General features: G+C 40.9%; 12 protein-coding genes. All 12 read right to left on the reverse strand.

Annotated elements, in window-relative coordinates; genetic code table 11:
• Window positions 1-82: 82 nt before the first annotated feature.
• Window positions 83-808, reverse strand: a complete 726-nt coding sequence (locus BN997_RS20095; RefSeq protein WP_042534938.1) for a GntR family transcriptional regulator — start codon at window positions 806-808, stop codon at window positions 83-85.
• Between the two features lie 177 nt (window positions 809-985).
• Window positions 986-3,328 (reverse strand): FtsK/SpoIIIE family DNA translocase, encoded by a 2,343-nt coding sequence (locus BN997_RS20100; RefSeq protein ID WP_042534940.1) that lies wholly within the window; start codon window positions 3,326-3,328, stop codon window positions 986-988.
• A gap of 267 nt (window positions 3,329-3,595) precedes the next feature.
• Window positions 3,596-3,802, reverse strand: coding sequence for a YlzJ-like family protein (locus BN997_RS20105; RefSeq protein ID WP_042534942.1), 207 nt, complete (start codon window positions 3,800-3,802; stop codon window positions 3,596-3,598).
• Window positions 3,799-4,536, reverse strand: a complete 738-nt coding sequence (locus BN997_RS20110) for a ClpP family protease (protein WP_139089224.1) — start codon at window positions 4,534-4,536, stop codon at window positions 3,799-3,801. Before BN997_RS20110 ends, BN997_RS20105 begins: the two co-directional genes overlap by 4 nt.
• 178 nt (window positions 4,537-4,714) lie before the next feature.
• Complete coding sequence (gene dapG / locus BN997_RS20115) at window positions 4,715-5,944, reverse strand: aspartate kinase (protein WP_042534946.1); 1,230 nt, start codon at window positions 5,942-5,944, stop codon at window positions 4,715-4,717.
• A gap of 161 nt (window positions 5,945-6,105) precedes the next feature.
• Window positions 6,106-7,158: an aspartate-semialdehyde dehydrogenase gene (locus BN997_RS20120; RefSeq protein ID WP_042534948.1), complete on the reverse strand. Its 1,053-nt coding sequence runs from the start codon at window positions 7,156-7,158 to the stop codon at window positions 6,106-6,108.
• A 39-nt stretch (window positions 7,159-7,197) separates the two neighbouring features.
• Window positions 7,198-7,803 carry a dipicolinate synthase subunit B gene (gene dpaB, locus BN997_RS20125; RefSeq protein WP_042534950.1) on the reverse strand — a complete coding sequence of 202 codons (606 nt, stop codon included), beginning with the start codon at window positions 7,801-7,803 and terminating at the stop codon, window positions 7,198-7,200.
• Complete coding sequence (dpaA, locus tag BN997_RS20130; protein WP_042534952.1) at window positions 7,800-8,684, reverse strand: dipicolinic acid synthetase subunit A; 885 nt, start codon at window positions 8,682-8,684, stop codon at window positions 7,800-7,802. Before dpaA ends, dpaB begins: the two co-directional genes overlap by 4 nt.
• A 334-nt stretch (window positions 8,685-9,018) precedes the next feature.
• Entirely contained in the window at window positions 9,019-9,270 is a 252-nt protein-coding gene (locus BN997_RS20135; RefSeq protein ID WP_042534953.1) for a YlmC/YmxH family sporulation protein, read from the reverse strand.
• A 101-nt stretch (window positions 9,271-9,371) separates the two neighbouring features.
• Window positions 9,372-10,598, reverse strand: coding sequence for a M16 family metallopeptidase (locus BN997_RS20140; protein ID WP_042534955.1), 1,227 nt, complete (start codon window positions 10,596-10,598; stop codon window positions 9,372-9,374).
• Window positions 10,599-10,623: 25 nt separating this feature from the next.
• Complete coding sequence (locus tag BN997_RS20145; RefSeq protein ID WP_042534958.1) at window positions 10,624-11,577, reverse strand: polysaccharide deacetylase family protein; 954 nt, start codon at window positions 11,575-11,577, stop codon at window positions 10,624-10,626.
• A gap of 169 nt (window positions 11,578-11,746) precedes the next feature.
• On the reverse strand, window positions 11,747-13,861 hold the full coding sequence (gene pnp, locus BN997_RS20150) for a polyribonucleotide nucleotidyltransferase (protein ID WP_042534960.1): 2,115 nt from the start codon (window positions 13,859-13,861) through the stop codon (window positions 11,747-11,749).
• Window positions 13,862-14,044 lie beyond the last annotated feature (183 nt).

Genomic DNA, 14,044 nt, shown 5'->3' on the forward strand with positions numbered 1-14,044 from the left:
TACGATCTATTTCTATTTTACGCTTTTCTCTCCTTTATAAACCATTATATCGAAAGAAAGCCTGAAATATTTGCTTTATATATCATACCCTTCTCCGGACAACCTGAAAACGAAACATATCTGCCCGAAAATAATTCATCGAATATAAAACAGCTTCATCTTCATTTGTATAATGCATCTGTTTTAATAAAAGAAGTGATTCATCCGGTGTACACTGCAAAATACTATAGATGCGTTCATGATATGTAATTGGCTCAATATCCGCTACTGCATAAGCGATTTGCTTATTGGAAGCTTCTTCAATCGTACTGAATATAGATGCCTTCTCCCATAGTTTTTCTAAAGACAGATAGGACGACGGTGCCGTATCTATACAAAAGACAACCGGAGCGTCATCAGCAGTGCGGATTCTTTCAATGGTCGTTACAAATTCTAGATCAGGTAAATTGAAATCACGCTGCTCTTGTTCAGCAGCATCTAATACCTCTGTACTGATATATTGTGTTCCCGGCTTCTTTCCCGATTGTTTGATCATTTGTGTCACACTGTTAAGCTCCTCAATGCCTGCTTGAAACAGCGGCTTTGAATTTACAAACGTGCCGACGCCATGTCTGCGCGTAACAATATTATCCTCTTCCAGCATTCTTAACGCCTCTCTCAACGTTGCCCGGGAAATCCCTAAATGTTTGGAAAGCTCATACTCTGACGGCAATTTTTCTTCCTCTTTATACGTTCCAGCTTCAATACCTGCTTTTATTTTATCCATTACCTGCAAATATAAATGTCTGGCATCTTCACGTAAAGTCATTTCTTCACCTCTTTCAGTAAAAATGATGTGTTCGTCTTTTACACTGAGCGGCGGATGTACATTCCGCACACTGTTGGCAGTCTAACTTTATCCTACCACTTCTTCTGTAAATTTTGAACTTTAATAATTCCGTATTTTAAAAACGCGGCTTATCCTTAGCAGATAAACCGCGTTTCTCTATGATGTCGTGGAATGCTCTTCTTCCTGATTCGATACCAGAACCGAACGAGGCTTGCTTCCTTCATATGGCCCGACAATGCCACGTGCTTCCATGGCGTCAATCAGCCGGGCTGCCCTGGTATATCCAATCCGGAAACGGCGCTGAAGCATGGAGACACTTGCACTTTGCATTTCAAGTATCATCTGGACAGCATCTTCATAAAGCTCATCGTCCACTTCTTCTGTTACTTCATTCGTTTCTTCCGGTATCATTTCTTCCTGATAGCTTGCCTGCTGCTGTTCAATACAGTGGTCTACAATACGCTCGACCTCTTCGTCTGACAGAAATGCTCCCTGTACACGGGTAGGCTTGGAGCTTCCGGCAGGAACATAAAGCATATCGCCCCGGCCCAGTAACTTCTCAGCTCCGCCCGAATCAAGGATAGTACGTGAATCCGTTGTAGATGAAACACTAAAAGCAATTCTGGATGGAATATTGGCTTTGATTACACCCGTTATTACATCTACGGATGGACGCTGAGTTGCAATGATCAAATGGATTCCTGCAGCACGCGCCATCTGTGCAAGCCGGGTAATTGCATCTTCTACATCACTCGAAGCCACCATCATTAAATCGGCCAGCTCGTCCACAAGAACCACAATATACGGCAGGTAAGGCTGCTGTTCCTCCTCGCCTGCATTTGCATTTTGTTTGCGGATATATGCATTATAGCCTTCCATATTTCGTGTACCGCTATCGGAGAACAGATCGTACCTCCGCTCCATCTCCGCAACAATTTTTTTCAGCGCTCTGGATGCTTTTTTCGGATCTGTCACAACAGGTGTTAATAAATGCGGAATGCCGTTATACACATTCAACTCTACTTTTTTCGGGTCAATCATCATCATTTTCACTTCATGCGGTTTGGCACGCATTAAAATACTCGTAATGATGCCATTTACACAGACACTTTTCCCGCTTCCTGTCGCCCCGGCAATCAGCAGGTGAGGCATTTTATTCAATTCGCCGGCTATCGCTTCTCCAGAAATATCCCGGCCTAAAGCAAATGCCAATTTATTTGCTTTAGACGATTGTTTATCTAAAACCTCCCGGAGCGAAACCATCGATATTTCCTTGTTAGGCACTTCAATTCCGACTGCTGATTTGCCAGGTATTGGTGCTTCGATTCGAATATCCTTCGCAGCAAGAGCCAGCGCAATATCATCATGAAGACCGACGATTTTACTCACCTTCACACCAGACTCTGGATATACTTCATATTTCGTTACCGCCGGACCGACATGCACTTTGGCTATTTTCGCTTTGACGCCGAAGCTTTGAAACGTACGATCCAGCTTGCGGACGGTTGCTTGAATATGCGATTTCTCCTGCTGCTGTGAATTATGAGCCGGGCTAGCTAATAATTCCATAGAAGGCAATTGATAATCATGATTTTCTGTTGCTGTCATTGGCATGGTTTCATGCGTTTCTTCTTCTGTATCGATATTGGCCGTTTTTTCCTTGGAAGGGGTTGTTTTCCCTTTGTTCTTCTCAGGTTCCGGCTGGTCTTGATAGGCAACGTCGGTAAAATTATTAATCAGAAGCTCTTCAGCACTGTACTCTTGTTCTTCCGGAACCGCATTGCCAGCCTCTTCCTGATTTGGCACGACCGTGTCGGCAATCTCTTTCTGCTTCTGTTCTTCTTCTCTCCGCTCCGCCCGATTTGCTCTGGATCTTTGGATACGTTCCCCAAAATAAGCAAAAGTGGCTTTAAACCCTGCTGCTACCTTTTTAACAAAATCGCCGATAGATAGATTTGTCATAAAAATAATCCCGATCAATAAGCAGAAAAATACAACTATCCGGGACCCTGCAATTGAAAATAAAAAGAAGGAGACGGTAAATAACAGCGCGCCAATCATCCCCCCGCCAGTCTGCACCAAGGTGCCTGTCCCATCTAAATATTGAAAGTAAAGCTGCCAGGTCAGCCGAAGTATAGATACATCTGCTGTATTAGCGAGCAGCCTTTCCATGACTTGTACATGGGTCAGCAATAAAACACCGGCCAGCAAAATATAAAAACCTATCAGCCTTCTTGTTAAAAAATCTGGCGCCTTTCTTTTGAAGATAAGATAAAAACCAATCAAAAATAATGCAACAGGAATAAGGAAATGCCATATCCCCATAAAAAACTGAAAGATATTTCCTAGCCAATCAGGGATGGCACCGCCGCTTAACATAGCTGCCCCGCTTCCGAATATAGCAATAAAAATCAATAATAACCCGGTCAATTCCATTTGCAGGCCTTTCGTCTGTTTCGTTGTCCGTTTTTTTCTTTTCTTTCTCTTTTTGGCAGCCATTTTCTCACCCCCGTATGTAAAACAAATAAAGATTACTATAATGCTAGATTTAAAATAAGAAAAATATTCTTCTCCCGGGTAACAAACAAGGAAACTGGAATCAGTTCTCTTTATGCTGACAGAGAGACTTTATCAGGAAAATAAAGTATTCATGCTTCTTTTCCAGGTCTGCTCTTTAAAGAGGCTGCTGTTCCAGTTATAATATCACCCAGTATTGTTTCTTCATTTTATCTCTTTACCATTTCTATATTATAGCATAGATTACCATCAGCTGATAATTCTTCCTGGTAAAAAATCCGGATTCAGATAATCATTCGGATTACTCGAAATTAGCTGATTAATTTGGTAATGGCCATCGTTATTTTTTGATACAAAAACCGTTCTTCCCTGCCACTCTACTGCTTGTATTTCATTTCCAGTTCCTTGCGATTCCGGAAAAATATCCTGATAAGATAATGGTGTATAGAGGATCATGAAGCATCTCCTTCTTCTTTTTCGGGATGTACCCCTTGAATCATATGGTTTAACTTTTGTATTGCTTCCTTAACCCCGCCGACTTCATCAATTAATCCATAATCCACTGCTTCCTTGCCAACTACATTTGTACCGATATCACGAGTCAGGTTGCCTTTTGCAAACATCAGCTCTTTCAGCTTTTCCGAGTCGATATTGGAATGCTCCACAATAAACTGAATGACCCGCTCCTGCATCTTGTCCAGATATTCAAAGGTTTGCGGAACACCGATAACCATTCCTGTTAACCGGACCGGATGGATTGTCATGGTTGCTGTCGGCACAATAAAGGAATAATCGGTAGCAACGGCAATTGGCGCACCAATGGAGTGACCGCCTCCTAATACAATCGAAGTAGTCGGCTTCGACATCGACGCAATCATTTCTGCCAGAGCCAGTCCAGCCTCTACATCCCCGCCGACTGTATTTAAAAGAATAATTAATCCTTCGATTTTAGGATTTTGCTCTACGGCGATCAGCTGCGGCAGCAAGTGTTCATATTTTGTTGTTTTATTTTGCGGCGGCAGCTGAAGATGTCCCTCTACCTGTCCGATAATGGATAAAACATGGATATTTGAATCGGGCGCCTGCGGAACATTCGCCTGTCCCAGCTGCTGAATTTTTTCGACAAGAGAGGATGCATTCGGCTGATTTTCCTCTTCTCCTTGATTTTCGTTGTTATCATCCGTATCCATTCGCATACAAAAACTCCTTCCAGCTATTTATATACGATTAGTATAAACAATCGGTTAAAAATCATACGGAAGAAGAGATGCAGAAATAAAGTGAAATTTCCGGTCCAAACTTATATTTTAGAGTCCATAAAAAAACATGAAGCAGCCAAAATCCTGCTTCATGTTTTTTTACATGATTCTAAAGCGATACTTCCTCTGTGCTTAAACCAAACACATCATGTAATGCATTAACTGCTGTAACTAGCTCGTGGTCATGTACCAAGACCCAGATAGTTGTATGACTGTCTGCTGACTGCAATATCTGCACTCCAGAATCGGTTAATGCCTGCACGATTTTAGATGCAACGCCGGGTACTCCTGTCATGCCGGCTCCTACAGCTGATACTTTTGCACAGCTCTCGGTAATTTCCGGCTGGAAACCCAGCACCTCTAAAATTTCAATTGCTTTTGCCGTAAGCTCAGCCGGCACAGTATAAGCAACACCTGTCGGCGAAATATTAATGAAATCCACAGAGATACCTGCTTCAGCCATTGCCTTAAATACTTCCGACTGTACCCGGTACGCTGATTCTTTCGTCTGCACCTTAATCTGTGTCACATTTGCAATATGCGCAATACCCGTTATCATTCGTTCGGAAATATCTGCGCCAGCTTCTTCAATCCGGGAAGATGTGACAAGTGTTCCCAGCCGTTCCGAGTAGGTGGAGCGGATACGCATCGGAATTTTCCCCTGCATGGCTATTTCTACAGCACGAGGGTGAATGACCTTTGCCCCTTGATAAGCAAGATTACAAATCTCTGTATAGGTTACTACATCAAGCGGACGCGCACTTTTTACGACACGCGGATCTGCGGTCATGATTCCTTCCACATCTGTAAAAATCTCAATACGCTCTGCGTCCAACGCAACACCTAAGGCAGCTGCAGAAGTATCACTGCCGCCCCGGCCAATCGTTGTTATTTCTCCGGACTCGCTCTGGCCCTGAAAACCAGCAACCACAACGACATCATGCGTTTCTAATTCCTGTAAAATACGGGCCGGATTGACTTCTTTTATCTTTGCACGATTAAAATCTTCACTCGTTACAAAACCAGCCTGTGCACCAGTCAAAGCTGTTGCAGAAACATGGTTTTTTTGCAGCTCATTAGAAAGCACAACGGATGAAATAATTTCACCGCATGACATCAGCAAATCAAGCTCCCGATTTGAGTTTTTATTCGCCGGAAAATCAATTAAGCCTAATAAACTGTCTGTTGCATAAGGATCCGGTTTTCTTCCCAATGCAGAAACAACAACGACTAACTTATATTCTTGAACAAGTGCATCTTTAATATGACGGATAACATGTTCCCGGTTCGTTTCTGATTGTACGGAAGTTCCTCCGAATTTTTGTACTAATACTTGCAATATTAACACCTCAACACTATCCAAGAAGTTACACTCTGGATGTCTAATAGATTGATTACATCATTATTTACAAGAAGGTTCAAGAAGGGAGATGAAAATATTATTCCAGAAAAGCATCTTTTCTTTTATCAGCCTTCTTAAACACATACTAAGATATCTAATTACTTTTTAAAGCCGTCACTTTTTACTAACGTTTGTGCGATTTGCACGGTATTCCATGCTGCGCCTTTTAATAAATTATCAGATACTACCCATAAATGGAATCCTTTTGGATTATCTAAATCTTTCCTTACGCGCCCTACGAAAACTTCCTCTTTGCCTTCAGCAGATTGCGGTGTCGGATATTCCTGCTCCTGCGGATTATCCTGAAGGACGATTCCATCTGCAGATTTCAGTGTCTTCCAAATATCTTTTACATTCAGGCCTTCCTGATCTACTTCAATATAAACACTCTCGGCATGGGAGGTAGCAAATGGAAGGCGCACACAGGTTGCCGCAACATTTAATGCCTCATCATGCATGATTTTCTTCGTTTCATTAATCATTTTCATCTCTTCAAATGTAAAACCATTATCTTCAAAAACATCAATTTGCGGCAATGCGTTAAACGCAATCGGGAAATGCTTCTTATCTCCTTTAACCGGCAAAATCTCTGCTTTTACTTCGTTACCGTCTAAATATTCTTTTGACTGCTCATATAACTCTTCTACCGCTGCATTTCCGGCACCAGATACTGCCTGGTAAGTAGAAACGATGATTTTCCCTATACCAAATGCATCCTTTATCGGTTTTAAAGCTGCAACCATTTGAATGGTAGAACAGTTTGGATTGGCGATAATCCCTTGATGTTTTGCAATATCTTCCGGATTTACTTCTGGTACAACAAGCGGTACATCTTCATTCATACGAAAAGCACTTGTATTATCTACCACAACTGCCCCTCTTTTAACAGCTTCAGGTGCCAGTTGTTTAGAAATGGAACCGCCCGCAGAAAATAGTGCAATATCTACTCCTTCAAATGATTCTGGCGCAGCTTCTTCAACAATAATCGTTTCCCCGTTAAAAGTTTCTTCTTTTCCTGCCGAACGGGCAGAAGATAGTAATTTAAGCTGGTTTACCGGAAACTTTTTATCTTCGAGTATTTGTTTGATTTTCTGACCTACTGCCCCTGTAGCACCTACAATGGCTACATTATATGTTTGTTGCTCTGCCATTCCAATAACTCCCTCCACTTATTAAATGTCAACTAAACTTCATTTTAACACATTTTTCGTGGAATAAGGTACAATAATCGGCTGAATTTGTTTTCCTTTTAACGCTGCCTCTGCAGCAGGGATTAATTGATCCAGATTTGCTGAGAGCGAGGAGGGCTTCTGATGCGGATTATCCTGCCCGAACGGCACAAAATAGATGTGCTTTGCATTAAGCAATACAGCTAGATTCTTGGCATTTAACCCAAGCGCATCATTGGTTGTTAAAGCTAATAATAAAGGATGTTCATTTCGGAGCGTTGATTTTGCAGCCATTAAAACCGGATTATCTGTATGGGCATTCGCCAGCTTGCTCATCGAATTCCCTGTCAGCGGGGCAATCACCATCACATCAAGTGGTTTATCCGGTCCATAGGGCTCTGCATCAGGAATAGTGGTAATAATAGGATGATTGGCTGCTTTTTCAAGCCTCTTCACGTTATCCGCAGCCTTTCCATGCTTCGTATCGGTGTATTGAACCATTTCTGTTATAAATGGAATGACTTCTGCTCCCTGTTCAATCAATTCCTCGATAATTGGAAAAATATGAGGAAGGGTATGATGCGATCCTGTTAAGCCAAAGCCGATTCGCTTATTCTTGAATGTCATTCTGACGCACGCTCCTCCTCCAGAATTTGTTCCATCACATTAGCAAGGATTTTCCCCGCTGTTCTTGGTGCTACGATTCCCGGCAGACTGCGCGCCAGTATAGCTTGAATACCACGCTTTTTCGCAAAATCAAAATCTGTTCCGCCGGGTTTGGATGCCAGATCAATAATAACTGCATTTGTCGGCAGATTTTGAATCGCTTCTTTGGTTACTACTAAGCTCGGAATAGTATTGATTAAAATATCACAGTTCTCTGTATGATTGCTTAATTCGTGTAAAGGCACAGCCTGTAAACCCATTTCCGTAATACGCGCTAAATCCCTTATACTCCTGGCACAAACAGAAACCTTGGCTCCCAGCGCAGAAAATTTATTCGCTACCGTATTCCCTACCCTTCCAAATCCTACAACCATCACCCGGGAAGAGTGGACGGTCTGATCGGTATGCTCAAAAGCCATCATAATGGCTCCTTCCGCTGTTGGAATGGAGTTATAGATGGCAACATCATCACGATCAAGCAGCGGCACTAAGGTAACGCCCGCTTTTTCCGCCATACTTGTTAAGTACGCATTCGTCATCCCGGTAAAAATCATACATTCCGAATGTAATTTTTGAAACCAGGCTTCATCTAAATGAATTTTTTTATCTGTAAAAACAGTTTCTACGTTCCCTTTTGAATCAGTACCTGTTATCGGTAAAACAACGACATCCAGCTTGCTCTGGTCCAATTCATCCAGTGCTGATTCGTTTAATCCTGTAAATCCCTGCTCTAATTTATCAAAACCACAAAGAATTACTTCATTAGCATGATTGCTTTTCAATATTTTTATTAACTCTAAATACCTTGCATCTCCACCAATTACTGCAATCCGTCGACTCATTTTACGTATAACCTCCAGACAACTTTTCACGTATTCATGATTCGATATAGTTTATGAATTTTTAATTCAGTGGTGAACAATTTAGCCATTAAAATACCGACTTCCTGGCAAGAAGGGTGAAAACCTATTTTCGAAAAATAAGAAAAACCAAGAATACCGCTTGTTCTTTAAAACATCGGGTTCTTGCCGAGTAGATGTCCGCTGCGACGGTTTTCGATGGGGCGAGTAATCGCAGTCCCGATGGGAAAAAAACATAGAAAAAAAGCCTGTTTATCCGGCAGGAAAAGGTGTGTCTGATTACCTTGTTCTGCAAAATAAACAAGCTTTACATTGTTTAGCCTTCTTCAGGGAGTTCTGTATCAATCATAATCATATCTGTCCCTATTTTTTTGATAGACTTCCAATGGATTTTTGTTTCTTCTCCCTCTTTTACAAGGCCGAACCATTTATAGCTCGGCACAATAAACGCTTCGATTTGCCCGGTTTTCGGATTGATTTCTAAATCGGTCTGCCCAAGCATCCCAAGCCTTTTCCCTTCGTTCACGTTGATGATTTCCTTATCTCCCATATCTCGAAAGCGTACCATAGAAAAACTCCTTTTCTCTGTTCTGAAGGCAGTCAGTCACAGCCTTAGAATAATGAAGTTTCGTTTATATACTATATGTCCAAAATAAGAAAAACATGCTTTTACTTGCGCGTATCTTCCGGTGCTATCAATGCCCGTGACGGCTTTTGCTTAAACACATTTTTAATAACATCTGTAACTTGTTCATTGGTAATCCCATCAATCTCTAAAATCAAATCATCTAAGGTACGATGTCTTTGCAATAATAATTCATTCCGTCCATTCCGTGACATTCGGCTGTTGGTGCTCTCTAATCCCAGCATCAGATTTCCTTTAATCTGTTCTTTGCTGTTTCGTAATTCTTTTTCTGTTAACCCATGCTCTATAAAATGATGAAGTGTAGAATTCATCACTTCTTCTAATTGACCCAGCTGATCTTTTCTTGTGCCGGCATAAATGGTCAGCAAGCCATCATCTATAAATGCTGCATGATAAGAAAAAACAGAATAGGCCAGTCCTTTTTTCTCACGTATTTCTTGGAATAAACGTGAGCTCATGCTGCCCCCAAGCACGTTATTCATGATAGATAATGGATATAGATGCTTGTCTCCCGCTTCATATCCATTATAGCCAAGGCAAAGATGTGCCTGCTCTGTATCCTTGCTCCGGTAAATTGCTTCCTGCAAGAAGGCGGGCTTGATGATTGTTTCTTCAGATGCCTTTCTTGTAAAAGAGCCAAAATAAGCATCGATCTCATTGATAAATGAATGGGATACATTGCCGGCAACCGAAACAACTACATTATCAGGTGTATAATTAGCTTCTACATACTCCTGTAATTGCTTTTGATCAAAAGATGCCAGCTGTTTTTCTGTTCCGAGAATTGGATATCCCAATGGGTGTTCACCATAGGCAGCTTCGGCCAGCAAATCATGAACGATATCATCCGGTGTATCCTCGCACATTTTTATTTCTTCGTAGACAACCTTTTTTTCTCTTTCCATTTCATCTTCATCAAATGTAGATTCAAAAAACATATCCGCTAATACTTCCAAAGCAAATTCTTTATGTGTATCTAAAACCTTTGAATAAAAACATGTATATTCCTTCGATGTAAAAGCATTGATTTGCCCGCCGATAGAGTCGAATGCTTCTGCAATATCCTGTGCGCTTCTTGTTTTCGTTCCTTTAAAAAACATATGCTCTAAAAAATGAGAAATGCCATTATTATGGAGATTTTCATTTCTAGATCCAATTTTAACCCAAATACCAATCGTGACGGAACGTACCGCCGGCATTGATTCTAACACAATCCGTACTCCATTACTGCTTGTATATTTTTCTACCAATACATATCCTCCTAAATATCTCAGCTTAACGTGATTCACTTAACAACGATTCTACGGTTCCTATTTTATAATCTTTTTTCTTGATAATGGTAATCATTTGCTCTAACGCATTCGTTGTTGCCTGCGTTGGATGCATGAGAATCATCGCTCCAGGGTGAACATTTTTTTCTATCCGATTAACCATAACAGATACCGATGGATTCTTCCAATCAATTGTATCAACTGTCCATAAAATTGTTTCCATCTCCAGCTCTGCAGCAGTTTCTACTGTTTCATCTTTAAAGCTTCCGCTTGGGGGCGCGAACCATTTAGGCTGTTCTCCTGTGATGGTTTTTAAAATTTGATTTGTTTCCTCTATCTGCGTATAGGCATTGCTTTTATCAAGTGCAGCCATATCCGGATGATTATAGGCATGATTACCAATTAAATGTCCTTCCTCTTCAATCATTTTAACAAGGTCAGAATTATTTTGCGCCCATTTCCCTTCAATAAAAAAAGTGACTTTCACTTGATGGTCTTTTAAAATTTGCAGCATTTCCGGGATATATGCTTCCCCCCAGGAAACATTGATTAAGAAAGAGACCATTTCTTTTTTGGGATGCCCTCGATAAATTGGAGCTGGTTCCAGGTTCTCCAGTAAGATATCAGGAGAGGTTTCATTAAAAACAAGTAAGCTTTCATTCCATTTATCTGCTTCTTTCATTTTCTGATACGATTCTTCCACATTCACTTCTAATCCATTTCTTCCTGGTGTCTTCTTCCAAACCTCATCAATATAAGCATTTTCTGGTTCTTCCTGGTAAGCCCCTTTCTTTTCTTCAATCTCCATATAAAGGGCATCATTTGTTGCACTCACTTCTATTTCTGATGGTTCTATCATGACCGTCTCTGTTTGAAAAGGATTATATCGTATATCAAATACCGTGAAAATTAGAATCAGGAAAACAAGAACATGGACATACTTAAAATACCGCTTCATCTTTAATCCCTCCCTCTTCGTATTTTTATGCTTTTAGAGGGACAAGTATGAATGTATTTTAAGCGATGCATTTTTTATTCTGTCTCCATAAAAAAAGAAACTGAATTTAACACCAGCTTCTTTTTTATCACAGAAATATATTTTCTTCTTTAATTAATTATTTTTCTTACTATGATTTAGCATTTTCTTTCTTTTCATCTTGCAGTACTGCTTTTCTGGAAAGGTTAACTCTTCCTTGACGGTCAATTTCTTTTACTTTTACCATGATTTGATCGCCGATAGAAACAGCATCTTCCACTTTATTTGTACGTTCTTCCGCCAGCTCGGAAATATGGACAAGCCCATCTTTTCCTTTGAAGAGCTCAACAAAAGCACCAAATTTTTCAATACGTTTCACGGTACCAAGGTACAGCTGACCGACTTCGACTTCGCGGACAAGATCTTCAATAATTTTCTTCGCTTTTTGATTCATCTCGCTGTCTGTAGATGAGATAAAGACATTACCATCTTGTTCAATATCGATTTTCACGCCTGTTTCATCAATGATTTGGTTGATTTGTTTTCCGCTCGGCCCAATGACGTCACGAATTTTATCTGGGTTAATCGACATGGTCAAGATTTTTGGTGCATATTCAGATAGCTCATCTTTTGGCTCCTGAATGGTTTGAAGCATGGAATCCAGGATATGCATACGGCCTTTCTTCGCCTGTGTCAATGCTTCCTCTAAAATCGCTCTGGATAAACCGTCGATTTTAATATCCATTTGCAGCGCAGTAACACCTTTTTCTGTACCGGCTACTTTAAAATCCATATCTCCAAGCGCATCTTCCATCCCCTGGATATCAGAAAGAATCGTATAGTCCTCTCCTGATTTCACCAGTCCCATAGCAATACCAGCTACTGGCGCTTTAATCGGAACACCTGCATCCATCATTGCTAATGTACTTGCACAGATACTTGCCTGAGAAGTAGAACCATTAGACTCAAGTACTTCAGATACTAAGCGGATTGTATAAGGGAAATCTTTTTCATTTGGCACTACTTTTTCCAGTGCGCGTTCTCCCAGTGCACCATGGCCAATTTCACGGCGGCCCGGTCCGCGGATAGGTCCAGTTTCTCCTACACTGTATTGCGGGAAATTATAATGATGCATAAAACGTTTTGTTTCTTCTAAATCCAGTCCATCTAAAATCTGCACATCACCTAATGCTCCCAATGTACATATGCTTAAGGCCTGTGTCTGTCCACGTGTAAATAAACCAGAACCATGTGTACGCGGAAGGACATGGATACGGGAAGATAATGAACGGATTTCATCTACTTTTCGGCCGTCTGGGCGTACTTTTTCTTTGGTGATTAAGCGGCGTACTTCTTCTTTCACAAGACTGTTTAATACAGATTTTACTTGCTTAATCGTTTCTTCTTCCGCTTCTTCTGCTTCATACTTTTCAACAATTTCCTGCTTCACTGCATCAATTGCATCTTCGCGGGCATGTTTTTCAACAACTTGAATTGCTTCAAGCAGTTTTACTTTTGCTTCTGCTTCCACTTTTTGTACAAGTTCTTCGTCAGTTTCTGCGATTTCGACTTCGAATTTTTCTTTGCCGAATGCTTGTACAATTTCCTCCTGGAATGCAACGAGGCGTTTGATTTCTTCATGACCAAACATGATTGCTTCCAGCATAACATCTTCCGGCACTTCGTCGGCACCAGCTTCAACCATATTAATGGCATCCTTTGTTCCGGCAACAGTCAATTCGATATCACTTTTTGCTTCTTGTTCTATCGTAGGGTTAATAATCAGTTCTCCATCGACACGTCCGACATGGACACCTGCAATCGGCTGTTCAAAAGGAATATCTGAAATGCTTAACGCAATAGATGACCCGATCATTGCAGCAATTTCGGAAGAACAGTCCTGATCGACACTCATTACCGTGCTGATTACTTGCACCTCATTACGAAATCCGTCAGGGAATAACGGGCGGATTGGACGGTCAATCAGTCTGGAAGACAGGATTGCTTTTTCGCTCGGACGTCCTTCGCGTTTAATAAATCCTCCTGGTATCTTGCCTACCGCATATAATCTTTCTTCATAATTCACGGTTAACGGAAAGAATGGTAAATCTTTTGGTTCTTTGGAAGCTGTTGCTACAGATAATACCGACGTGTCTCCATAATGAATCATGCAGGCACCGTTTGCTTGTTTAGCCAGCTCCCCTACTTCAACCGTAAATTTCTTTCCTGAAATCTCCGTAGAGAATAGCTTTTTTTCATCTGCCATTGGTTTTGTTGCTCCTTTCAAGGCTACAGTAATTTAAGTATATATGTAGCTCTTCATATATTACATTTTTCTTCTATTTTCTATTATTCACAAAAGAATCCCTTTTTATAGAATAAACGATAGCCTGTCAGGAATCAATCACTACCTTTTATATGGCGTTCAAAATACATCCTGATTGAACAA

It is taken from the genome of Oceanobacillus oncorhynchi (assembly GCF_000821065.1).
Taxonomy (GTDB): Bacteria; Bacillota; Bacilli; order Bacillales; family Amphibacillaceae; genus Oceanobacillus; species Oceanobacillus oncorhynchi.